The sequence below is a fragment of the Streptomyces sp. NPDC002853 genome (genome assembly GCF_053591915.1).
Genome location: NZ_JBSFUS010000009.1, coordinates 200,853 through 222,413, shown reverse-complemented (window position 1 = coordinate 222,413; position 21,561 = coordinate 200,853). Strand labels below are relative to the sequence as shown.

The window sequence follows — 21,561 nt, the reverse complement described above, 5'->3', positions numbered from 1 at the left end:
GCAAGCCTCACCGGCCGAGGACCACCGTCCCCGACGAGCAGAACCACCCGCCCGTCCCCGACGCCACCGCCACCTCCGGCAGGCTCCCTGACGCCCTGCGGACCTGACGGCCCTCACCTGCCTCGCCGCGCAGCTGTCGTACCGCCTCCACCAGCAGAAACAGGCCCCGCATCCCCGGATGCTGGGCCGAGAGCCCGCCGCCGTCCGTGTTCGTCGGCAGCTCGCCGTCCCGCAGCAGGCGGTCCTTCTCGACGAACGCGCCGCCCTCACCCTTCGCACAGAACCCCAGGTCCTCCAGGGTCACCAGGGTCATGTAGGTGAAGGCGTCATAGATCTCCGCCACGTCGACGTCCTGTGGGCGCACCCCGGCCCGTTCGAATGCCAGGCGGCCGCTCACCGCCGCCGGGGAGACCGTGAAGTCCTCCCACTCCGACATCGTCGTGTGCGAGACGTGCTCGCCGGTGCCGAGCACCCAGACGGGGGTGGAGGCGCAGTCGGCCACGTACTCCTCCGCCGCCAGGAGCACCGCGCAACCGCCGTCGGAACGTATGCAGCAGTGCAGTTTGGTGAACGGGTCCGCGATCATCGGGCCGGCCAGGACGTCGTCGACCGTGATCGGGTCGCGGTACATCGCGTCGGGGTTCGTCGCCGCGTTCGCGCGTGCCTGGACGGCCACCGAGGCGAGCTGTTCGAGCGTCGTGCCGTACTCGTGCATGTGGCGGCGCGCGGCCATCGCGTACTTGGAGATCAGGGAGTGCCCGTACGGGACCTCGAACTGGAGAGGGCCGCGCGCGCCGAAGGAGAGGTTCGACGTGCGTCGTCCCGCCTTGATGTCCGCCCTCGCCGTCGACCCGTACACGAGCAGTACGGCGTTGGCGCGCCCCGCCGCGATCGCGTCCGCCGCGTGCGCCGCCATGACCTCCCAGGTGGAGCCGCCGACGGAGGTGGAGTCGACCCAGCGTGGCCGCAGGCCCAGGTACTCGGCGACCTCGACCGGGGCGAGCGTGCCCAGGCCCGCCGACGCGATGCCGTCGATGACCTCGCGGCCCAGACCCGAGTCGGCCAGGGCGCGGCGGGCCGCCTGGGCGTGCAGGGCGTAGGGGGTCGCCTCGTCGACGCGGCCGCAGTCGGAGAGGGATATGCCGACGACGGCCACCTTGCGCGGGCGGGTCATCGCCGCGCCCGCGCCCGCACCGGCTGCCGATGACGCCACATGTGGGCTCGGAGGAAGGGAAGTTGGCATGAATCTGACGGTACATCAGATAGCGGGGTTGCCGGGAGGGTGTTACGTCCGTCGAGGCCCTGTGCATCTGGCGGACGCCGCCTTAGCATGACGGCCCGTCAGATCCGGGTCGGCCCGCCCTCGTGCACGGCGCCGAGGGGCACGGCCGCGGCCCGGGGGAGGAGCCCGCCGATGGACGCCGCCTTCACCGCGGAGCAGGAAGAAATCCGCCGCACCCTTCGTGAGCTCGTCACCAAACGCTGCGGCCCCGACGAGGTGAAGGCCGCGGTCCGCACCCCCGCAGGACACGACGCGGCCCTCTGGTCCACCCTCGCCGAACAGCTCGGCCTGCCCGGCATCGCCGTCCCCGAGGCGTACGGGGGAGTGGGCTGCGGCCCGGCGGAGCTCGCCCTCGGCAGCGAGGAGCTGGGCCGCGCCCTGACCCCCTCGCCCCTCTTCGCCACCGCCGCCCTCGTCATCCCGCTCATCCAGCGCCTCGGCACCGACGAGCAGCGGTCGGACCTCCTGTCCCGCATTGCGACCGGCGCCCTCACCGCCGCGCTCGCCGTGCCCGGCACGGGCCTCGCCACCGCCCTCGGCCTGGTCGGCGACAACCTCGGCGACTGGTCGGGCGGCGGCCGTGCGGGCGGCGTACAGGCCAAGCTCGCGGACGGGCACTGGCGGCTATACGGCCAGGCCGAGCAGGTCCTCGACGGCCACAGCGCGGGCCTGCTCGTCGTGGCCGCGCACACGGGGGGCTTCGCCAGGTCCCGTACGCTCCTCTACCTCGTGCGCGAGGACGCCACCGGACTCGTGTGCACCCGGCAGACCTCCCTCGACGAGACCCGGCCGCAGGCGCGCGTCGAACTGCGGGACGTGCAGGCCGAGTTGCTGGGCACCTCCGACGACGCCGACGTGCCGGGCGCGCTCGCCGCCGTCGGTGACGTCGCCGCGACCGTGCTCGCCGCCGAGGCCGTGGGCGCGGCGGACCGCGCCCTTGAGCGGACCGTCGAGTACGTCAAGCAGCGCGAGCAGTTCGGGCGGGCGATCGGCTCCTTCCAGGCGGTCAAGCACCGCCTCGCGGACGTATACGTGCAGGTGCAGGCCGCCCGGTCGGCCGCGTACTACGCGGCGTGGGCCGCGGGTGCCGGCTCCGAACAGGTGGGGGCGCTCGCCCTCGCCCAGGCGCTCGACGCGCTGCGGACCGCCGCGTCGGAGGCCGTGCAGCTGCACGGCGGCATCGGGTTCACCTGGGAGCACGAGGCGCACCTGTACTTCAAGCGGGCGTCGAGCGACGAGCTGCTCTTCGGGCCGGTGCACCGGCTGCGGGCGCGCGCGGCGGAACGGGCCGAGCTGTTCACGCCGGGGCCGGGGCCGGGGCAGGGGCAGGGATCGGGAGCGGGATCGGGAGCGGGGCCAGGCACGGCACAGGGCGCGGCACAGGGCACGGCTCAGCCGAGGGTGGCCGTCTGATGCCCCCCGGTGTCCGCCTGGTGCAGAAGGTGTCGTCCACCCGCGCCTTCGCGAAGATCGCACCGCACGTCATCCCCGCGATGGACCGCACGGTGCACCGCCTCACGCGCGGCAAGGTGCTGCTCAGCGCGAAGATGCTGCCGGGGGTGATCCTGACGGTGCGCGGCGCCAAGAGCGGGGTTCCGCGGCGCACTCCGCTGGCCTGTATGCCGGAGGAATCAGGGAGTTGGGTCCTGATCGGCTCGAATTTCGGGCGGCCGGGGCACCCTGCCTGGACCGGCAACCTCATCGCCCATCCGGAGGCCGACATCAACTGGCAGGGCAAGGACATCCCGGTCAGGGCACGGCTGTTGGCGGGCGACGAGCGGGCCGCGGCCTGGGGGGCGGCGCTGAAGTTCTGGCCGCCGTACGCGACGTACCAGTCCCGGGTGGAACGCGAGATCCGTCTGTTCCGCCTGGAGCGGCGCACGGACTGAACGGGGAACACGGCGGCGGACCACGGGGGCACCCGTGATCCGCCGCTGCGGTGACAGGACTTGGGAAGCGTCAGAAGAGAGGAAGAGTCGTGCCGGCTGCCCTACTTCGTCGGCTTCTTGCCTGTTACGCCCAGATGCACCAACAGCGCGAGGTTCGGCTTCAGTTCGGCCTGTTTGACACCCCAGGTCTGGAAACCCCGCTGGTGCGAGGCGACCGCGGCGAGCATGGCGACCAGGGAGCCCGCCATCGCCGCCGGGTTCACGTCCTTGTCGACCTTGCCCTTGGCCTGGAGTTCCTTGACCGTGTCCGTAAGGGAGTTGTTGACCGAGTTCAGGATCTTCATGCGGATCTTGTAGAAGCGCTTGTCGCCCTCGGCGGCGCCCAGATCGACGACCCGGAGGATCGCGTCGTTCTTGCGCCAGAATTCGAGGAAGCCGTCGACCAGCTCCTGTGCGGTCTGCCACCCCGCCTTGCCGACCCAGGAGCGGCCGTCGAGGAGCTGGGTCAACTCAGCGCCCTCGGCGGCCATTTGTTCGGCGATCTCCAGGACGGCGCCCTCGACGTCCGGGAAGTACTGGTAGAAGGTCGCGGGTGAAGTCCCCGCCTTCCGGGCGACGTCGATGACTTTGACGTCCCGGTAGGGCGAGGAGCTGAGCATCTCGCTGAGGCAGTCGAGCAGCTTTTGACGCGTCGCCTGACCGCGCCGACCGGCCACGCGGCCGTCGACGGTACGTACCTGTCCTGTCATGCCGTCAGCTTACCGAGGGGTGATCGGAGCGCGATTCGGCCGAGTGCAAATGGGGTTGGGGGCCGTATTCCTTGCGTTTCCGTACGCCGGTCGGGCGCTGGTCGGGCGCCGGTCGTGCGGTGGCCGGGCGCCGGGTCGGGTGGCGGATCGGGGGTGGCTCTCACGAGAAGTGGCGGCCGATCATTGAATAGATCACACGTTCGAGAAGCTGTTCGAATCAAGTTTCGCTCACATATCTCCTTCTTCTTGCGTCTTCTTTGTCCCACAACACCCCGATCCCGCCCCGGGTTCGCAACCACCGCCCCGGACAGGAAGAATCAGGGTGCGTGCCGCCGTAGCGGCTCGGTGGTGAGACGCTGCACGGGGCCGCTCATACGGCGCCCGGGTACGGGGAGGTGGCAGGGCAAGTGGTGGATCAGCTGACGCAGCACGATCCGAGGCGGATCGGCCCGTTCGAGGTGCTCGGCCGGCTCGGAGCCGGTGGCATGGGCCTTGTCTACCTCGCGCGCTCCGCGTCAGGGCGGCGCGTGGCGATCAAGACGGTCAGGACCGAGCTCGCCGAGGACCAGCTGTTCCGCGTCCGCTTCACGCGCGAGGTCGAGGCGGCACGGGCGGTGTCCGGTTTCTACACGGCCGCCGTCGTCGACGCCGACCCGCGCGCGGCCGTGCCGTGGCTGGCCACCGCCTACGTGCCCGCTCCCTCGCTCGAAGAAATAGTGAACGAACACGGGCCGCTGCCCACCCAGGCCGTGCGCTGGCTGGCAGCGGGCGTCGCCGAGGCCCTGGAGTCCATCCACGGCGCCGGCCTCGTCCACCGTGACCTCAAGCCGTCGAACGTCCTCGTGGTGGAGGACGGCCCGCGTGTGATCGACTTCGGCATCGCGTCCGGCGTCTCCAACACCCGCCTGACCATGACGAACGTCGCCGTGGGCACGCCCGCGTACATGTCGCCCGAGCAGGCGAAGGACTCGCGCAGCGTCACCGGCGCCAGTGACGTCTTCTCGCTCGGCTCGATGCTCGTCTTCGCCGCCACCGGGCACGCCCCCTTCCACGGGGCGAACCCCGTGGAGACCGTCTTCATGCTCCTTCGCGAGGGCCCTGACCTGGAGGGACTCCCCGACGAGCTGCGTCCGCTCATCGAGACGTGCATGCAGATGGAGGCCCCGCTGCGGCCCAGCCCCGCCGACCTCCAGGCGCAGCTCGCACCCCACCTCTTCGCCTCCGAGAGCGAGGACGGCGACAGCGGCACGGCCTCCGCGTGGCTTCCGGAGCGGGCCGTCGCCCTCATCGAGTCCCGCCGGGGCGGCCGTCCGCCCGCGCGGCCCGCGCTCGCCTCCTCCGGCAGGAGCGGCGGCCGCGGTGGCGCCCCCGCCGTCGCGCCGCCCCCTCCGCAGCACGCACCGCCGGTACCGCCCACGCAGCCGCCGCCCTTCGGAGGCGTGCCGGACGCCGGCCCCGTGCACCTCGCCGGGGCGAAGGTGCCGATCGGTCCGGGACCACGGGTGGCCGACGCACGCGCCGCCGTGAGCGCCGTGCCCGCCGACACCGGGCTCGCCGCCTCCTGGTCGCGGTCCAAGGCCGCGGTGAACGGCGCCGACCCCGTGGTGCCCGCCCCCGCCGCCGCGCCGGACGCGGGGGCCGCGTGGCGCCCGTGGCGCTTCCGGATGTCCAACGACGTGTGGGGCACGCCCGCCGTGGCCGGCAACCTCGTGTACGTCACGTCCTTCGAGGTCCACGCCCTGGACGTCGGCACAGGCCGCCGCAGCTTCAAGACGCGCGACGTCGCCTGGTCCATGGGCGTCGCCGACGGACGTATCCACGCTTCCGACGGCCCCACGCTCTACGCACTGGACGGCGCCGACGGCACCGACCTGTGGCGCCTGAACACCGACGCCTGGGTGTACTCCCTGCAGGCCGACCGCGGCACCGTCGTGACCGGGACGCGCGGCGGCGGCGTACAGGCATGGGAGGCCGCGAACGGCGAGAAGCTCTGGGAGATCACCGGGGCACAGACCGACTTCGAGACCCCCGAGGCCGGACCCGTCGTCCACGACGGCACGGTCTACGTCTGGCAGAACGCCCGCCTGCGCGCCCTGGAGGCCCGCACGGGCGACGAGCGCTGGTCGTACCCCATCGGCGACGCGGCCTCCTGCGGCGGCGTCCCGGTGCGCCTCGCGCCCGCCCAGGACGGGTACGTGTACGTGTCCGCGGGCTCCCGGGTCCTCGCCATCGACGTGGCGGTCGGCCGCGTCCGCTGGCACTTCGAGGCGCCCGCCGCGTTCCTGTGTCCGCCCGCGTTCGCGCCGGGGCCCGCGGTCACCGGCGGCGGCGTGTACCTCGCGGACTACCTGGGCACCGTCTACGCCCTCGATGCCACGGACGGCCGCGACCGGTGGCGCATCGCCACGGAGTCCCGTGCGTCCATCGAGCCGGTCCTGGTCGCCGACGGCCACGTCCACGTGGGCAGCGGCAAGGGGCTCTACACCCTTGACGCGGTCACGGGCACCCCGAAGTGGCGCTTCCAGGCGGGCGGCGAGGTCGTCGGCACGCCCGTCGTGGCCGACCGGCGGATCCACTTCGGGTCGACGGACCACCTGCTGTACACGCTGAAGGCCGACGACGGCCGCCTGCGCTGGAAGCTGGCCACGGGCGGCGAGATCACCGGGGCACCGGTGGTGCGGGACGGCGTCGTGTACGCGTGCAGCAAGGACCGCTGCGTGTACGCGCTGGACGCGGAGCGGGGGACGGGCACCGCGCGCTCCTAGGGACCGCAGGGTCGGGGGCCACGCCTCGTGACGGCCGTCGCACCAGCTTTGGAAGGGGCTCCGGACGGCGGCCGTCCACTCGTGACGTTACGCCGAGTGCGTGAACCCTGCCAGGCGGGACGCCGCGTCACCTGATACGGAAGCCGCCGCCCCGCCCCGTGAAGAGCCCCGCCTGCCGCTCCGGCGGCACGTTGCCGAGCGCGATGAGGTGCGGGGCCTGCGCGAGTGCCTGCGTGCGGGCCGCCTCCTTCGCCGCCCACAGCGCGCGCACCGTGCCCTGGACCGGCTCGGACGGCTGGGACGCGATCACCTCGGCCGCGCTCGTGGCCGCCGTCAAGAGGTCGGCGGAGGGGGCCAGTTCGGAGACCAGGCCCGTCTCGTACGCCCTCCGCGCGGAAATCCGCTCGGCCGCCCCCATCAGCGACATCCTCGCGACCTCGCCCAGCGGCATGCGCTGCGCCATGAGGATCGACTCGTACGCGCTGACCATGCCGTAGGTGGTGTGCGGGTCGAAGAACGTGGCGTGCTCGGCGGCGATCACGAACTCCGCCTCACCCAGGAGGTAGAACGCGCCGCCGCACGCCATCCCGTTGACCGCCGCGATCACCGGCTTCCACAGGTCGTTGGCCTTGGGCCCGACGGAGAGGAGCGGATCGTCCATCGAGTAGGGGGAGCCGGGCTGCGGCACGTCCGTGTCGCGGTCGATGCCCGTGCAGAACGCCTTCTCCCCGGCGCCGGTGAGGACGATCGCCCGCACGGTGTCGTCGAATCGGAACTCACGCCAGGCGGCGCTGAGTTGCACGGACATCTCGCCGTCGATGGCGTTGTGCCGTGCGGGCCGGTCGAGCGTGACGACCGCGACCCCCGTGTCCTTGTCGGTCTCCGTGCGCAGGCTCACGGCCGCTCCAGGAGCCAGCGGGGCATCGCGACCCCGTCCACGTCGGTGAACGCGACCTGCACCTTCGCTCCGATGCGCAGGCGCTCGGGCTCGACGGAGTCCAGCGGGGCGTCCGGGGCGGCGACGAGGTTGCCGACGAGCCGGATGCGGGGGGCGTCGGCAAGCTCGACGATGATCGCGTTGTACGGGGCCTGTGCGGCGTAGGCGGGGAGCAGAGGTGGGTGCGGGCGCACATAGGACCAGATGCGGCCGCGGCCGCTCATCCGGCGCCATTCGGATGCGAAGGACTGGCAGTGCGGGCAGCAGGGCCTTGGCGGGAACCTGAGCTCGCCGCAGGCGGTGCAGGCCTGTATCCGGAGTTCACCTCGGGCCGCGTACTCCCAGAAGGGGGCGCCGTCGGTGTCGATGGTCGGGGACAGTAGAGGCTCGGTGGTCGCGTCTGCCATGTGATCGTCCTTGTCCGGCTGCGGGTTCGTCGTGGCCTGTCGCGCGGTTCCCGGCGCTCCTATGGGGCGCGCAGCAGAACGGCTGACGTCGGTACGCCTTCGCCTGCCGTCACCAAACACGTGGCGGCATCCGGGACTTGGGCCGTACTCGTCCCCCGCAGTTGCTTCACGCCCTCGTTGATGAGGTTGAAGCCGTGGACGTACGCCTCGCTCAGGCCGCCGCCCCCGGTGTTGATCGGCAGCCGGCCCCCGCTCTCCAGCGCGCCGCCCTCCGTGAACGCGCCGCCCTCGCCCCGGCCGCAGAAGCCGTAGCCCTCCAGGGACAGCGGGATCAGGGGGGTGAACGCGTCGTAGATCTGGGCCACGTCCACGTCCTCGGGGGCGAAATCCGCCTGCTTCCAGAGGTGTCGGGCCGCGGTCCAGGCGGGTCCGGTCAGCGGGTCGTCGTTCCAGTAGTTGACCATCCCGTGGTGCTGCGCGGGCAGCCCCTGGGCGACGGAGTGGACGTACACGGGCCTTTGCCGGCAGTCCCGCGCCCGCTCGGCGGAGACGATGACACACGCCAACGCGCCGTCCGTCTCCAGGCAGTTGTCGAAGAGGCACAGCGGCTCGCTGATCCACCTCGACGACATGTACATCTCGCGGGTGAGCGGCCGTTCGTACATCATCGCGGCGGGGTTCTGGTTGGCCCGGTTCCTGCACGCGAGGGCGACGTTGAAGAGGTGGTCGCGGGTGGCTCCGTACTCGTGCATGTAGCGGCGGGCCAGCATCCCGATCTCGTCCGCGGGCCGGAGGAGGCCGAAGGGGCGTGTCCACTGGCCGGGGGTGGGGAGTTGGACCGCGGTGTTCTTCCAGGGGCGCGGCCCGCTGCCCCGCTTGCGGGAACGCCAGGCGATGCCCACGCTCGCCTGCCCGGTGGCGACGGCTGCCGCGAGGTGCGCGATGGTCGCGCAGGAACCGCCGCCCCCGTAGCCGACCTTGCTGAAGAAGGTCACGTCACCCGCGCCGATCGCCTTGGCGACCTCGACCTCGTCCGTCTCCTCCATCGTGTACGAGGCGAAGGCGTCGACCTCGGACGGGGCGATGCCCGCGTCGTCGAGCGCGGCGAGGATCGCCCGGCAGGCCAACGTCTTCTCATCATCGGCCAGTTGTTTCGCGAAGGCGGTCTGTCCGATCCCGACTATCGCTGTAGCGTCTTTGAGTGAAGCCATGGGCAACGGCACCTCCGCGAGTGGCGAGGCTCCAGGGCTTCGCCATACGTCGTCCCGACTGCTGACAGCGCGTCAGGTTACAGCTAATCTGACGGATAGTCAGCTACTGCGGCGGAGGGGCTTGCGATGCGCGGCGACCTGGAGTGGGGCAGCATCCCGGGACTTGTCCGGGCAGCCGCCGAGCGGTACGGCGACCGCGAGGCCGTCGTCGAGGGCCGCACCCGCGTCACGTACGCGGAACTCGGCCGACGCGTCGAAAGAGCCGCCGCCGCATGCATGGCCAACGGCGTCAACTCCGGCGACAGAGTCGCCGTCTGGGCCCCCAACACCCTGGACTGGATCGTCTCGGCACTGGGCGCGGTCTCGGCAGGCGCCGTCCTCGTCCCCCTGAACACCCGCTTCAAGGGCGCCGAAGCGTCCTACGTCCTGCAACGCAGCCGCGCGAAACTGCTCTTCGTGACCGGCACCTTCCTCGGCACGTCATACGTCGCCTCACTGCGCCGCGCCACCCAGGAAGGCAAGGGAGACGGCCCGCTGCCCGGCCTCCCGCACCTGGAACAGGTGGTGGTCCTCTCCGACGACGCCCCCGAGGACTTCCGCACCTGGAAGGACTTCCTGGCCAGCGGCGACGGCGTGAGCGGCGCCGACGTACGCGAACGCGCGGAAAGCGTCGACGGCGCGACACCCTCGGACATCATCTACACATCGGGCACGACAGGCCGCCCCAAGGGCGCCGTCATCACCCACGCCCAGACCCTGCGCTGCTACGACATCTGGAGCGAACTCGCCGGCCTGCGAGAAGGCGACCGCTACCTCATCGTCAACCCGTTCTTCCACACCTTCGGCTACAAGGCAGGCATCATCGCCTGCCTGATGCGCGGCGCGACGATGATCCCCCAACCCGTCTTCAACGTGGACACGGTGCTCGCGAACGTCGCGGCCGAACGCATCTCCGTCCTCCCCGGCCCGCCCACCCTCCACCAGTCCCTCCTCGACCACCCCGCCCGCGACCAGCACGACCTGTCGGCCCTCCGCCTGGTCGTGACGGGCGCGGCGGTCGTCCCCCTGCAACTCGTCGAGCGCCTGCGCACCGAACTGCACATCGCCACGGTCCTGACGGCGTACGGCCTCTCCGAGGCGAGCGGCATCGTCACCATGTGCCGCCGGGGAGACGCAGCGGGGATCATCGCGTCGACCTCGGGCCGCGCCATCCCCGACACGGAGGTACGGGTGGTCAACCCCGGCGGCGAAGCACTCTCACCGGGCCGCCCCGGAGAAATCCTCGTACGCGGACACAACGTCATGCAGGGCTACTTCGAGGACCCCGCGGAAACGAAGAAGACCCTCACGCCGGACGGCTGGCTGCGCACGGGCGACGTCGGCGTCCTGGACGAAGCAGGCAACCTCCGCATCACGGACCGCATCAAGGACATGTTCATCGTCGGCGGCTTCAACGCCTACCCCGCCGAGATAGAGCAACTCATCGGCGTACACCCGCAGGTCGCGGACGTGGCGGTGATCGGCGTACCGGACCCGCGCCTCGGAGAGGTCGGCAAGGCGTACGTGGTGCGGAGGCCGGGGGCGGTCCTCACCTCCGACGACCTGATCGCGTGGTCGCGCCGCGAGATGGCGAACTACAAGGTGCCCCGGGAGATCGAGTTCGTCACGGAACTGCCGAGGAACGCGAGCGGGAAGGTGCTGAAGCGGCAACTCCGCACCCGCTGAGGCGATTTGGCCGACCGGGCCTGGCGGGGCCTGGCCAGATCAGGTCAGATCCGCCCGCTCGGCGGCGCTGCGCTCGACGCAGAATTCGTTGCCCTCCAGGTCGGAGAGGGTGACCCAGCCGCGCCCGTCGGGCTGCCGGTGGTCACCCACGATCTTGGCGCCGAGCCCGACGACCCGCTCGACCTCCTCGTCGCGGGTGCGGTCCTGCGGCTGAAGGTCGACGTGCACACGGTTCTTGACGGTCTTGGCGTCGGGCACGGTCACGAAGAGCAGCGTCATGCCCTCGGCGGTGACCAGGGCCTCGGGATCTCCGGGAAAGTCGTCGTCGGCGATCTTCCCGCCGAGTATCTCGGCCCAGAAGGTGGCCTGACGGTAGGCGTCGGAACAGTCGAAGGTGAGGTGGCGCACGAGAGAGGTCATGGGCGGCACTATCGGGGCGAGGGGTGGGGGGTGTCCACCGGATTACTGGCTGGGGAGGGGCTGGGGCTGGGGACGGGTGAGGTGGTGGGGCTGAGCCATTTGCCGGGTCGGCAAAGTTCCTCGCGGGCGGGGGTGGTGGGGGGCCAGCATCATGACGTACGTACTCGTCCGGTCCGTACTCATGCGGTACGTACTCGTCCGGTCCGTACTCATGCGGTACGTACTCGTCCGGTCCGTACTCATCCGGTACGTCTTTGTTGATTCTGGCCTGGGAGCAGAAATGCCGCACTCCATGCAGCACCGCTTGGTCGACGTCCCCGGTGGAAGGATTCACCTGGTGGAGCAGGGGACGGGCCCCTTGGTGCTCCTCGTCCACGGCTTCCCCGAGTCCTGGTACTCGTGGCGCCACCAGATGCCGGTGCTCGCCGAGGCAGGCTTCCGCGCGGTGGCGATCGACGTGCGTGGCTACGGACGCTCGTCGAAACCGCGCGAGGTGGACGCGTACCGGATGACGGCCCATGTCGCCGACAACATCGGAGTCGTACGCGCCCTGGGCGAGGAGACCGCGACGATCGTGGGCCACGACTGGGGTTCGACCATCGCCGCGAACTCCGCGCTGCTCAGGCCGGACGTCTTCGCGGCCGTGGCCCAGCTGAGCGTTCCGTACACGCCCCGGAGCGGGCTCCGCCCCACGGACGCGTTCGCCATGATCGGTGGTGACGAGGAGTTCTACGTCAGCTACTTCCAGGAGGAGGGAAGAGCCGAGGCGGAGATCGAGCCGGACGTGCGGGGCTGGCTCGCTGGTTTCTACGCGGGGCTCTCGGCCGACACGATGCCGTCACCGGCCGACGGCCCGAGCCTGCACTTCGTGGCCCGGGGCGGGAAGATGTCGGACCGTTTCGCGCCGGGAGGAGCCCTGCCGGCACTGCCCTCCTGGCTGACGGACGCCGACCTCGACTTCTACGCCGAGGAGTTCGAACGTACGGGCCTGACCGGCGCCCTCGGCCGCTACCGCAACGTCGACCGCGACCGGGCGGACCTGGCCGAGTGGGACGGAGCCCCGATCGCGCAGCCGTCACTGTTCATCGGCGGCGACCAGGACGCGTCGACGACGTGGCTGGCGGACGCGATCAAGGCCTTCCCGGAGACGCTGCCGGGCCTGGTGTCCTCGCACATCCTGGAGGGGTGCGGGCACTGGGTGCAGCAAGAGAGGGCGTTCGAGGTGAACCGGTTGCTGGTGGGGTGGCTGCGGGGGTTGCAGGGGCCGAGTACGAACTGAGCGGTGGGGGGTGGAGGGCGACCTAACCCGGGATCTCAGTGGCCGATCGGGGGAGACATACAACCGGTCTCCATGAACGGGCCGTTGGCCAGCGCCTCATAGTTGGTCGGCTGCACGAAGGCGGTGACGCAGGCGTCATCGCGTACGCGCAGGCCGATCATGGTCCCTTCGGGAGTGACGTACTCGCCGTTCTCGTAGCGCGAACGCATGTCCTGGACGGTGAGTTCGCCGCTCAGGATCGTGCCCTTGCCGTCATGCTTCTCGATCTCGTACCCGAGCTCGCCGGTGAGGGCTGCCCGCACGCTGTCCGCATCCCACGTCTTCTTCGCGTGCAGCCGCTTGAGCACGGGTCTGATGCGAGCGGCCTCGGCCTCGGCGGCTTCCTCGCTCGCCGGGGACATGTCGCCCGGCCGCCGGTAGGCGTTGTTCTCCCCGTTGTGCGGTGCACCGTCGACGACGCCGGGCTCCACGTAAGGGGAGGGGCCGGGGGCGGGGGAGCTTGTGGTGGTGGGGCTGGTCGTGGTGGGACCGATGGTGGAGGGGCCGATGGTGGTGGGGCTGATGGTGGTGGGGCTGATGGTGGTGGGAGCTCCGGCCGCGGAGGGGTTCGCCGCGGTGTCGTGGCGCTGCTCGCCGCAGCCGGTGAGGGAGGCCGTGGCGGCGCAGGCAAGGAGAGCGGACACGGCGCCGAGTCGGCGCCGCTGCGTCGAGGTGACCCTGCCGGGCGTGCGTCTCAAGCGGACCATGCCCGCGACTCTGCCACGGTTGTGCGACGCCCACGGCCCGCTCGGGACACGGCTAGGACACGGTCTGGGCCCGGAATTTCTCGACCAGCGCGGCCGGGGCCTTGTCCGGGGAGCCGGCGTCGTACGGCGGCTGGGGGTCGTACTCGATGAGGAGCTGCACGGTCTGCGCGTGCTCGTCGCCCGCGATCTTCCCGGCGAGCGTGAGGCCCAGATCGATCCCGGCGGAGACGCCCGCTCCGGTGACGTACTTCCCGTCGAAGACGACGCGTTGCCCGGTCGAGTCGACGCCGAACTGCTTGATCTGTTCGAGCGCCAGCCAATGGGACGTGGCCCGGCGGCCCTTGAGGAGCCCGGCGGCGGCGAGGATGAGCGAGCCGGTGCAGACGGACGTGGTCCAGGTGGTGCCGGCGTCAACGGCGCGCAGCCAGCTGAGCACGGCCTCGTTCTTCAGGTCGGGCTCGGGGCTGCCGGGTACGACGACGATGTCCGGGCTGCTGACCTCGGCGAGGGACTTCGTGGCGACGAGGGAGAGGCTCCGGTTGTCGTCGAGGACGGGGCCCGCCTGCTCGGCGACGAAGACGACTTCGGCGCCGGGGAGACCGGAGAGGGTCTGGTAGGGGCCTATCGCGTCAAGGACGGTGAACTTGTCGTAGAGCAGGATCGCGATCTGCATGGAAGTCCCTCTCCCGGTCGTGTTCATGGTTTCGGTCTTCACTCAAGTCTTCAGGTGGGCGGGAATGTCCGCAATGACGAGGACCCCACCTTTACTGCCACGGAGAGCACGCACCATCACGCACCGCGGCCGGTGGTGGTGCGGGTTATCCACATGAGAGCAGATATCCACAGCCTGAAACGCGCGCGGCCGATGTGGGGCAGCCTGAGGCCATGGGGGGTTCAAGAGGGCCGCGAGGTGCGGGGAAGTGGGGTGAGCTGCGGGAGTTGGCCGTGGAGGGGGTGTTGCTCACGCGCTGGGCCAGGGATGCGGGCTGGCCGGGGAGCACGTTGGCGAGGAGTCTGGCCGCCGAGGGATGGACGCGTATCCCGGGCGGTGGCTGGGCGGAGCCCGGGCGGGAGATCGACCTGACGTTACGGGTCTGGGCGGGGCAGTTGACGATGCCGGGCCTGGTGGCGAGCCACCGGTCGGCGGCGAGGCTGTGGCGCATCGAAGTACTACGGGAGGAGCTTGAGTTCACCGCCCCGCGGGGGGTCGGCCGCAAGACGGGCGCGTACGTCCACCGGCTGCCGCTGCCGCCTGAGGACATCACCGTGGTGGGGGACCTACGGGTGACGACGGTCGCGCGTACGTTGGCGGATCTGTTGCGCGGCGGCCCTCGCGAGGACGCCGTGGTGGCTCTTGACTCGGCGCTGAGCGGCCGCCGATATCGGGGGCGTCACCGGCGGGGCCCGTTGATCGGCGGCATCGACACGGTGGCCGCGGCCTTGGATTCCCCGCCGGTGGCGCAGGCGGCGGGGTCGGCGAGGGCGCGCCGGTGGCTGACGCTGGCCGACCCGGGGGCGGGCTCACCGGCGGAAACGGTGGCCCGACTCCGGATGCGGGACGCGGGCCTGCGCCCGGAGTCCCAGGCAAGGATCCTGACGCCGGCGGGCCGCCTCCTGCGCCCGGACTTCTTCTTCCGCGGGGAGGGCGTGGTGGTCGAGATCGAGGGCTACGCGTACCACGGCACCAAGGAGGCCCACCGCCGAGACCTGGCCCGCTACAACGACTTGGCGTCATGCCCCGAGGTAAGGGTGGTCCTGCGCTTCGCCGCGGAGGAGGTATTCACGGCACCGGAAAAGTTCACGGAGAGAGTGCGGACGACGGTGGAGCGGGCGGGGCGAGGGGGCGGTTGATGTTGCCGGGGGTGGGGTGGGGAGGGAGGGGGGAGGGGGGAGAGGGGCCCCCGGGGTGCTGGTGGGCGTTGGGTGGCGCGGAGGTTGGGGGTGGTGAGGGGGCTTGGGGGTGGCGCGAAGGCTTGGCGGTGGTGAGGGGCTAACGGGTGGCGCGTGGGCTTGCGGGTGGTGCGTGCGTTTGGGGGCGAGATGCAGAAAAATCCCACGCCACGCCGATTCGGACGGTCGGCGCGTGGGATTTTTTTGCATTCCATGCCCAAACCACGCCCCCACCCACCCGAAATGACCGGTCCGCAAGGCCAGGGGGCGAATCGCGAGGGCGCCAAAAACGCGGCCCGCACCTCGGCGGTGAGTCCGGTACGGGGTGGGGGCGGAGGAGCGGTGGCTAAGAGGCGGTGGCGAAGGGGGGGCGTGCTCTGCCGCGCTGTTATCGGCGCGCGTGGTTCGGTGCCGTGCTCTTTACGTGGCGTATGAGGCGGGCGAGGCCTTGCGGGGTGGTCGAAAGTTCGGTTGCGGGGGCGTCGCTCTCGCGGAGCTTGACGGTGCCGATCCGCTGGGCGCTGAGTTCGACGCAGTTGGCCCCATCGCCGCCGCCGGAGAATGAGGACTTCTGCCAAGTGGTCGTCGTCGCCATGTCTGGGTCCCTCACACTTCCTTGGCCAGTCGGTGGATGAGCTCCCTCGACCCTACGTCGTCGAGTGCCGAGCGCTGCACCTTGCGGAAGAGGGCGCGATACCGGTCCAGCTGCGACTCGCCGTCCAGGAACGCCACCCCGTGTACGGAGTCCAGGAGCACGGTGTCGAGCTGCGGGACCGGGCCACCCGCGTACAGCATGGGGTAGCCGACCCCGGCGAAGCCGTCCACGTCGAAGGGGATGACTCGCACGGTCACCCCTGGCCTCAGTGACATCTCCAGGATGTGCGCCAACTGGCGTCGAGCGACAACCCGGTCGGCGACCTTGATGCGGAGGGCTGCCTCGTGCACGACTGCCTCGTACGGAGGTGCGTCGTCCTCGTGGAGGATCGACTGCCTTCGCAGGCGATAGGCCACGCGAGTTTCCAGTTCGCCGGTGGGGAGTTCGGGGATCGAGTAGGCGAAGATCGCCCGGACCTGTTCCTCCGTCTGCAACAGCCCTGGTATGTGTGCGATCTCGATCGTGTTCAAGTAGCGGGCGCTTCGCTCCAGTTCCGCCAGGTCGAGGAAGCCCGTCGGTAGTTGCGCGCGGTACTCCTCCCACCAGCCGCGCCCACGTTCGCCGGCCATGGCTGCCAATGCATCCACCAGCGCCGCGTCGCTGCATGCGTACTGGCAGGCGAAGTGCCGCACGCGCTCCGGGCTTACGCCCACCTGGGCGGACTCGGTATTGGACAGCTTCGTCGGCGCGATCCCCAGGAGCCGGGCGGCCTCGCCAACGGAGAGTCCTGCCCTTTCCCGGAGCTTGCGCAACTCCGCGGCCAGGCGCACCTGTCTTGCCGTGATCAAATTTCGCGCTGGCATCTGCCCCTGCGCTCCCGTCAGTTGACGACTACCCAGCGTACGCGAATGGCTTGACCAGGGTTACTAGTAACCCCTACCGTCAGTGATGCATCGCATACCCTGCGAAACCGTGGGCCCCCGGAAGTGCACCGTCCCGTCACGCCTTGGCGGTTGCGGCACGGCCACCGTGTGTCCCCGCAGTGCTCCTCGACGTCTCTCGCTCCTCCCTCACCTCAACAGGAGTACCCCCATGCCCGAAACGAGACCTGCCACGAGCTGTGCCGCGAACTGCGCCCCGCCGGACGAACCCTGGGAGTACACGCTCTACGTCCCCCACGACCTCCGTGCCGTCACGATCAGTCGCCGGACCCTCCGCCTCATCCTCGCCGCGCACGGCCTGCCGCACCTCGTCGAGGTGGCCGAGCTGGTGGCGACGGAGCTGGTCAGCAACGCTCTCCGACATACGAAGGGACCTGCCGCGCTGCGGCTCCGATGGGCTGGGCGAGTGCTGCGGATCGGGGTGTGGGACGGCGACCCGACGCCTCCGGAGCCGCCGCCGGACGTCGTCTCCGCGTACGCGGAGGAGGGGCGCGGGCTGGCTCTGGTGCGGACGTGTTCCGACGGGTGGGGGTGGTACGCCCTCGCAGGGACGGGTGACGGTCCCGGTGGAGGCGGTGGTCCCGGTGGTCCCGGTGGTCCCGGTGGTCCCGGTAGTCCGGGTGGAGGCGGTGGCGGAGGTAAGTACGTGTGGTGCGAGTTGGCTGCCGCGTAGGTAGAGGTAGAGGTAGAGGCAGAGGCAGACGTAGAGGCAGACGCCTCGCGTCGTCACTGCCGAGGGGGAGGGAGTGAAGGGCTGGGTGTGCCGGCCGACTGGCGGCTGCAATTGGTCCGGGTCGGCTCTGGGCGTGCGTCAGCCGCGGCCGCTCCGGCCACGCGTCGGCCGCGGTGGCCCCGGCCACGCGTCGGCCGCGGCCGCTCCGGACTGGCGTCGGCTGCGGCGGCTCCGGGCATGCGCTGGCCGCGGCCGCTCCGCACACGCGTCGGCTGCGGCAGCTCTGGCCACGCGTCGGCCGCGGCCGCTCCGCACACGCGTCGGCCGTGGCCGCTCCCGACAGGCGTCGGCCGCGGCGGCTCCCCCTCCGCGCCGCCGCGGCCGATCGTTCCCCCGTCGGGATGTGAGTCTTCAGTCCTTCGCGGGCGGGACCGGGCTGTGGTGGTCGCCCAGCGTGGTGACGGCGCCGTCCGCGGGCGGGGCCGGGCTGTGGTGGTCGCCCTGCGTGGTGACGGTGCCGTCCGCGGGCGGGGCGGGGCTGTGGTGGTCGCCCTGCGTGGTGATGGGGTCCTTCTTCTTCGCTGCGTCGCTCATAGCTGTCAACTCCTGGGGTGTCGGCGGCGGGCAACTATATAGAACGCCCCTGTCCGGCGACTCCCCCGAGGACCGCCGGACAGGGGGCGGGTGGAACGCTCACCCGAGCGGTGAGCTTCCGGCGACCCGTCTGCCCCCCGACGCGACGGATCGACTGCTTTCAGCATGCATGGTGGGCATAAACAATCGATGAACGCCGCCGATGCGGCGGCTCAGGCTGCGGAAAGAGGGGACAACAGGCCGCGCACCGTGGCCGCTTCGGCCGCACCGCACTGTTCGTACAGCGAGAGCGACTCGAGCCAGCAGGCCCGCGCGCGGTCCGTCTGGCCGAGGCGCTCCAGGGTCTTGCCCAGGGTCGTCAGGACATGAGCACGTGTCCGGTCACCGCCGATGCAGCCGATGGCGAGGGCCTGTTCCGCGTGCTGGGCCGCCTGCGCCGAGCGCTCGGCGGCCAGATGGGCCTGGGCGATGCGGAAGTGGGCAGTGCCCTCCCACAAGCGCTGGCGGTTCGTCTCGAACTTGTGCAGGGCCTCGGCGAGCTGTTCAAGCGCCTCGGAGTGGCGGCCGGCCTGGGTGAGCGCGATTCCGAGTGCGTACTGGGCGTTGGCGAGGCGCAGGGTGTGGCCGATGCGGTCGTAGATGTCGATGCCCTGCTGGGCGAGTTCGATGGCGCGTGACGTGTGCCCCATGAACAGGTGCATGCGGGAGAGGTTGCACAGGGCGCTCGCCTCGTTCGGGGGGCTGTCGTCCGCGCGAGCGCCCTGTATCGCCCGGAGCAGATGCTCTTCCGCGTCCGTGTAGCGGCCTTGGTTCAGGGCGATGATGCCGCGGTCGTTCGATGCCCAGTAGACCGGGGTCGGGTCCTCGGCCGCCGTGGCGAGCAGCGCCGCGAGGCGGGCTTCTTCGTCGGCGTCGTCGTACCGTCCGGCCACCAGGTGGACGTTGGTGATCGTCGTCCGCGCGCGGCCCTCCGTGCGGGCGTCACCGGCGGTTTGGGCCGCGTCACGCGCGGACAGGGCGACGGCCTCGTACTGCTTGGAGTTGGCGCCGGATTCGGCGAGGTCCTGCGATGCCCAGAGCAGGTCGACCGCACGCTGCAGGCTCGTACCCCGTGCGGCCTGCTGGGCACATGCGAGCAGGCAGTTCGCTTCGGTGTAGAGCCAGCCGAGCGCTTTGTGCCGGTCGTCGAACACGAGGCCGGCGTACTTGGTCGACGCCAGGTGGTCCACGAGGCGATCACCGGGGCGCTCCAACGCATAGACGCCTGCCGCCGTCGCCAAGTAGAAGTCGAGCAACCGGGACATCGCCGCCTCGCGCTCACTCGACGGGAGTTCGTCACGTTCCGCGCACGCACGCGCGTAGAGCCGGACCAGGTCGTGGTAGCGGTAGCGGCCGGGGGCCGCTGATTCGACCAGGGACGTGTCGACCAGCATTTCCAGCAGGTCCTCCGTCTCCTCCAGCGGCAGGTCGAGTACCGCCGCGGCCGCGGCGAGGGAGAGGTCCGGGCCGTCCGCCAGGCCGAGGAGGCGGAAGGCCCGTGCCTGGGCCGGCTCCAGTTGGCCGTAGCCCAGTTCGAACGTGGCCTTGACCGCGAGGTCGCCCGCCTGGAGTTCGTCCAGGCGGCGGCGCTCGTCCGCGAGCTTGGCGGCGAGGGTGGACACCGTCCACGTACGGCGGGCCGCCAGGCGCGAGGCCGCGATACGGATCGCCAGCGGGAGGAAGCCGCAGGCCGCGACCACGTCCAGTGCTGCTTTCCGCTCTGACGTGACCCTCTCCTCGCCGACGATGCGGGTGAAGAGGAGGAGGGCTTCCTCGGGGGACATCACGTCGAGGTCGACCAGGTGCGCGCCCGCCAGGTCCACCATCCGGATGCGGCTCGTCACCAGCGCCGCGCAGCCTTCCATGCCCGGGAGCAGGGGTCGTACCTGGGCCGCGTCGCGGGCGTTGTCCAGGACCACGAGGACCCTGCGGCCGTCGAGGACCGAGCGGTACAGCGCCGCTCTCTCCTCCAGGGAGTCCGGGATCGCCGAGTCGGGTGTGCCCAGGGCGCGGAGGAACGCGCCGAGCACCGTTTCCGGCTCCGCCGCTCGCGCGCCGGCGCCCTGCAGGTCCACGTACAGCTGTCCGTCGGGGAAGTGTGTGCGTGCCACGTGGGCGACGTGGACGGCGAGGGTCGTCTTGCCGACGCCTCCGATGCCCGCGAGCGCCGAGACCGCCATCACCCTGCCCTCGGCCGCGGAGAGGATCTCGCTCAGTTCGGCCACGAAGGAGGCGCGGCCGGTGAAGTCGGGGACTGTGGCGGGGAGTTGGGCGGGGCGTACGACTGCCGCCGCTGGTTCCGGGGCCGCCGCCGAGGGTTCCGTCAGTGCCGGGTCCGCCTGGAGGATCCGCTGCTGGAGTTCCTTCAGGCCGGGGCGCGGGTCCACGCCCAGTTCGTCGTCGAGGAGGCGCCTCGTGTCCGCGTACACCGCCAGGGCCTCCGCCTGACGTCCGCTGCGGTACAGCGCCAGCATCAGGAGTTCGCGCAGGCGTTCGCGCAGGGGGTGCGCCGCCGTGAGGGCCGTGAGTTCCGAGACGGCCTCCGCGTGGCAGCCGACCTCCAGGTCCATGTCCAGGCGGGATTCCAGGAGCTGGAGGCGCCATTCCTCCAGGCGGGTGCGTTCCGTTTCCGCGTAGGGGCCGGGGACGTTGGCGAGGGGTTCGCCGTCCCAGAGGCTCAGCGCCTTGTTGACCAGGGAGCGGGCCTGGCAGAGGTCGGCGACGCCGCGTGCCTTCTCCGCTTCCGCCCAGAGGTCTTCCGCGAGGGCCAGGTCGAGTGCGCCGTCGGCCACCGCGATGGCGTACCCGCCCGATTCGCTGATCAGGACTCCGGCGGGCAGCACCTTGCGCAGGCGGGACGCGTACGTACGGACCGCGGCCAGGGCCTGCGAAGGCGGTTCGTCGCCCCACAGCGCGTCGATCAGTTCGTGTGCCGTGGCCGTGCGCCCGGCGCGCAACAGGAGCGCCGCGAGCAGCGCGCGCTGTTGCGGGGAGCCCATGGACAGCTGCTCGGCGCCGTGCCATGCGCGTACGGGGCCGAGCACGCTGAAGTGCGGTCTCAGTTCCTCGGGGGCGTTCCCCGGGGCCGGACGCCGCTGGTCCGGTACTCGCGGTACACCGTCCATCGCTCCCCCTGCTGCCCTGACGTACCCGGCCGTCTCCGTGCCTGGTCGTGCGCCGCGGGTCTGCCCTGCCCGCGATTGTCGCTCTTTGCCTGGTTCCGTTTTCGGACCGGGTTTTGCACCCGGCTCTTGCACCCCGCCAGTTTGCCTTGTTCATGGCAGATACGTCAGCCGTGCGAGACGGCTCTCACAGGGCCCACGCACTCGGCGGCCGGTAATGGACGGGAGATGGACGGTCGGTCGGTCGCCGATGGGCGGTCGGTCGATCGCCGGCGGATGGCAGGCAGGGAGCTGACG

General features: G+C 71.1%; 19 protein-coding genes. 7 read left to right on the top strand and 12 right to left on the bottom strand.

The annotated features are described in order from the left end of the window. Positions 1-7: 7 nt before the first annotated feature. On the bottom strand, positions 8-1,174 hold the full coding sequence (locus ACWD02_RS25560; protein ID WP_451214995.1) for a thiolase C-terminal domain-containing protein: 1,167 nt from the start codon (positions 1,172-1,174) through the stop codon (positions 8-10). A 240-nt stretch (positions 1,175-1,414) separates the two neighbouring features. Between ACWD02_RS25560 and ACWD02_RS25555 the strand changes: the two genes are divergently transcribed. Both ACWD02_RS25555 and ACWD02_RS25550 read left to right on the top strand, forming a co-directional pair. After that, positions 1,415-2,695, top strand: coding sequence for an acyl-CoA dehydrogenase family protein (locus tag ACWD02_RS25555; RefSeq protein WP_451214756.1), 1,281 nt, complete (start codon positions 1,415-1,417; stop codon positions 2,693-2,695). Next, positions 2,695-3,171 carry a nitroreductase family deazaflavin-dependent oxidoreductase gene (locus ACWD02_RS25550; protein WP_451214755.1) on the top strand — a complete coding sequence of 159 codons (477 nt, stop codon included), beginning with the start codon at positions 2,695-2,697 and terminating at the stop codon, positions 3,169-3,171. Before ACWD02_RS25555 ends, ACWD02_RS25550 begins: the two co-directional genes overlap by 1 nt. 101 nt (positions 3,172-3,272) lie before the next feature. On the opposite strand, the gene ACWD02_RS25545 is transcribed toward ACWD02_RS25550, so the two are convergent. Then, complete coding sequence (locus ACWD02_RS25545) at positions 3,273-3,920, bottom strand: TetR family transcriptional regulator (protein ID WP_451214754.1); 648 nt, start codon at positions 3,918-3,920, stop codon at positions 3,273-3,275. A 407-nt stretch (positions 3,921-4,327) separates the two neighbouring features. Here ACWD02_RS25545 and ACWD02_RS25540 point away from each other — a divergent pair, with 407 nt between their 5' ends. Further along, positions 4,328-6,685: an outer membrane protein assembly factor BamB family protein gene (locus tag ACWD02_RS25540; protein WP_451214753.1), complete on the top strand. Its 2,358-nt coding sequence runs from the start codon at positions 4,328-4,330 to the stop codon at positions 6,683-6,685. Between the two features lie 127 nt (positions 6,686-6,812). Here the strand turns inward: ACWD02_RS25540 and ACWD02_RS25535 are convergent, their stop codons facing one another. Genes ACWD02_RS25535 through ACWD02_RS25525 form a run of 3 tightly spaced genes read right to left on the bottom strand, consistent with a single transcriptional unit; the run spans position 6,813 to position 9,240 of the window. Continuing rightward, complete coding sequence (locus ACWD02_RS25535) at positions 6,813-7,583, bottom strand: enoyl-CoA hydratase/isomerase family protein (RefSeq protein ID WP_451214752.1); 771 nt, start codon at positions 7,581-7,583, stop codon at positions 6,813-6,815. Further along, complete coding sequence (locus ACWD02_RS25530; RefSeq protein ID WP_451214751.1) at positions 7,580-8,029, bottom strand: Zn-ribbon domain-containing OB-fold protein; 450 nt, start codon at positions 8,027-8,029, stop codon at positions 7,580-7,582. Before ACWD02_RS25530 ends, ACWD02_RS25535 begins: the two co-directional genes overlap by 4 nt. A gap of 59 nt (positions 8,030-8,088) precedes the next feature. Further along, the gene (locus ACWD02_RS25525) at positions 8,089-9,240 is read right to left on the bottom strand and encodes a lipid-transfer protein (protein WP_451214750.1); all 1,152 of its coding nucleotides are present in this window, start codon (positions 9,238-9,240) and stop codon (positions 8,089-8,091) included. A gap of 126 nt (positions 9,241-9,366) precedes the next feature. Between ACWD02_RS25525 and ACWD02_RS25520 the strand changes: the two genes are divergently transcribed. Next, the gene (locus ACWD02_RS25520) at positions 9,367-10,965 is read left to right on the top strand and encodes a FadD3 family acyl-CoA ligase (protein ID WP_451214749.1); all 1,599 of its coding nucleotides are present in this window, start codon (positions 9,367-9,369) and stop codon (positions 10,963-10,965) included. A gap of 39 nt (positions 10,966-11,004) precedes the next feature. Here the strand turns inward: ACWD02_RS25520 and ACWD02_RS25515 are convergent, their stop codons facing one another. Then, positions 11,005-11,385, bottom strand: coding sequence for a VOC family protein (locus tag ACWD02_RS25515; RefSeq protein WP_451214748.1), 381 nt, complete (start codon positions 11,383-11,385; stop codon positions 11,005-11,007). Between the two features lie 280 nt (positions 11,386-11,665). Here ACWD02_RS25515 and ACWD02_RS25510 point away from each other — a divergent pair, with 280 nt between their 5' ends. Then, positions 11,666-12,664, top strand: coding sequence for an alpha/beta fold hydrolase (locus tag ACWD02_RS25510; RefSeq protein WP_451214994.1), 999 nt, complete (start codon positions 11,666-11,668; stop codon positions 12,662-12,664). Positions 12,665-12,699: 35 nt separating this feature from the next. On the opposite strand, the gene ACWD02_RS25505 is transcribed toward ACWD02_RS25510, so the two are convergent. Then, the gene (locus tag ACWD02_RS25505; RefSeq protein WP_451214747.1) at positions 12,700-13,410 is read right to left on the bottom strand and encodes a hypothetical protein; all 711 of its coding nucleotides are present in this window, start codon (positions 13,408-13,410) and stop codon (positions 12,700-12,702) included. A gap of 52 nt (positions 13,411-13,462) precedes the next feature. Next, a complete protein-coding gene (locus ACWD02_RS25500; RefSeq protein ID WP_451214746.1) occupies positions 13,463-14,083 on the bottom strand; it encodes a DJ-1/PfpI family protein in 621 nt (206 codons plus the stop codon). A gap of 212 nt (positions 14,084-14,295) precedes the next feature. Here ACWD02_RS25500 and ACWD02_RS25495 point away from each other — a divergent pair, with 212 nt between their 5' ends. Further along, the gene (locus ACWD02_RS25495) at positions 14,296-15,261 is read left to right on the top strand and encodes a hypothetical protein (protein WP_451214745.1); all 966 of its coding nucleotides are present in this window, start codon (positions 14,296-14,298) and stop codon (positions 15,259-15,261) included. 427 nt (positions 15,262-15,688) lie between these two features. Here the strand turns inward: ACWD02_RS25495 and ACWD02_RS25490 are convergent, their stop codons facing one another. Both ACWD02_RS25490 and ACWD02_RS25485 read right to left on the bottom strand, forming a co-directional pair. After that, positions 15,689-15,895: a DUF397 domain-containing protein gene (locus tag ACWD02_RS25490; protein ID WP_451214744.1), complete on the bottom strand. Its 207-nt coding sequence runs from the start codon at positions 15,893-15,895 to the stop codon at positions 15,689-15,691. 11 nt (positions 15,896-15,906) lie between these two features. Further along, the gene (locus tag ACWD02_RS25485; RefSeq protein WP_451214743.1) at positions 15,907-16,758 is read right to left on the bottom strand and encodes a helix-turn-helix domain-containing protein; all 852 of its coding nucleotides are present in this window, start codon (positions 16,756-16,758) and stop codon (positions 15,907-15,909) included. Positions 16,759-16,987: 229 nt separating this feature from the next. On the opposite strand from ACWD02_RS25485, the gene ACWD02_RS25480 reads away from it, so the two are divergent. Continuing rightward, complete coding sequence (locus ACWD02_RS25480) at positions 16,988-17,509, top strand: ATP-binding protein (protein WP_451214742.1); 522 nt, start codon at positions 16,988-16,990, stop codon at positions 17,507-17,509. Between the two features lie 411 nt (positions 17,510-17,920). On the opposite strand, the gene ACWD02_RS25475 is transcribed toward ACWD02_RS25480, so the two are convergent. Beyond that, entirely contained in the window at positions 17,921-18,103 is a 183-nt protein-coding gene (locus ACWD02_RS25475) for a sigma-like protein (protein ID WP_451214741.1), read from the bottom strand. A gap of 212 nt (positions 18,104-18,315) precedes the next feature. Next, entirely contained in the window at positions 18,316-21,267 is a 2,952-nt protein-coding gene (locus ACWD02_RS25470) for an AfsR/SARP family transcriptional regulator (protein ID WP_451214740.1), read from the bottom strand. Positions 21,268-21,561: the final 294 nt, after the last annotated feature.

What these genes read in the sequence shown, in the direction of transcription:
- ACWD02_RS25560 (WP_451214995.1), bottom strand. Translation starts at nt 1,174, where the DNA reads ATGACCCGCCCGCGCAAGGTGGCCGTCGTCGGCATATCCCTCTCCGAC.
- ACWD02_RS25555 (WP_451214756.1), top strand. Translation starts at nt 1,415, where the DNA reads ATGGACGCCGCCTTCACCGCGGAGCAGGAAGAAATCCGCCGCACCCTT.
- ACWD02_RS25550 (WP_451214755.1), top strand. Translation starts at nt 2,695, where the DNA reads ATGCCCCCCGGTGTCCGCCTGGTGCAGAAGGTGTCGTCCACCCGCGCC.
- ACWD02_RS25545 (WP_451214754.1), bottom strand. Translation starts at nt 3,920, where the DNA reads ATGACAGGACAGGTACGTACCGTCGACGGCCGCGTGGCCGGTCGGCGC.
- ACWD02_RS25530 (WP_451214751.1), bottom strand. Translation starts at nt 8,029, where the DNA reads ATGGCAGACGCGACCACCGAGCCTCTACTGTCCCCGACCATCGACACC.
- ACWD02_RS25525 (WP_451214750.1), bottom strand. Translation starts at nt 9,240, where the DNA reads ATGGCTTCACTCAAAGACGCTACAGCGATAGTCGGGATCGGACAGACC.
- ACWD02_RS25520 (WP_451214749.1), top strand. Translation starts at nt 9,367, where the DNA reads ATGCGCGGCGACCTGGAGTGGGGCAGCATCCCGGGACTTGTCCGGGCA.
- ACWD02_RS25515 (WP_451214748.1), bottom strand. Translation starts at nt 11,385, where the DNA reads ATGACCTCTCTCGTGCGCCACCTCACCTTCGACTGTTCCGACGCCTAC.
- ACWD02_RS25510 (WP_451214994.1), top strand. Translation starts at nt 11,666, where the DNA reads ATGCCGCACTCCATGCAGCACCGCTTGGTCGACGTCCCCGGTGGAAGG.
- ACWD02_RS25505 (WP_451214747.1), bottom strand. Translation starts at nt 13,410, where the DNA reads ATGGTCCGCTTGAGACGCACGCCCGGCAGGGTCACCTCGACGCAGCGG.
- ACWD02_RS25500 (WP_451214746.1), bottom strand. Translation starts at nt 14,083, where the DNA reads ATGCAGATCGCGATCCTGCTCTACGACAAGTTCACCGTCCTTGACGCG.
- ACWD02_RS25495 (WP_451214745.1), top strand. Translation starts at nt 14,296, where the DNA reads ATGGGGGGTTCAAGAGGGCCGCGAGGTGCGGGGAAGTGGGGTGAGCTG.
- ACWD02_RS25490 (WP_451214744.1), bottom strand. Translation starts at nt 15,895, where the DNA reads ATGGCGACGACGACCACTTGGCAGAAGTCCTCATTCTCCGGCGGCGGC.
- ACWD02_RS25485 (WP_451214743.1), bottom strand. Translation starts at nt 16,758, where the DNA reads ATGCCAGCGCGAAATTTGATCACGGCAAGACAGGTGCGCCTGGCCGCG.
- ACWD02_RS25480 (WP_451214742.1), top strand. Translation starts at nt 16,988, where the DNA reads ATGCCCGAAACGAGACCTGCCACGAGCTGTGCCGCGAACTGCGCCCCG.
- ACWD02_RS25475 (WP_451214741.1), bottom strand. Translation starts at nt 18,103, where the DNA reads ATGAGCGACGCAGCGAAGAAGAAGGACCCCATCACCACGCAGGGCGAC.
- ACWD02_RS25470 (WP_451214740.1), bottom strand. Translation starts at nt 21,267, where the DNA reads ATGGACGGTGTACCGCGAGTACCGGACCAGCGGCGTCCGGCCCCGGGG.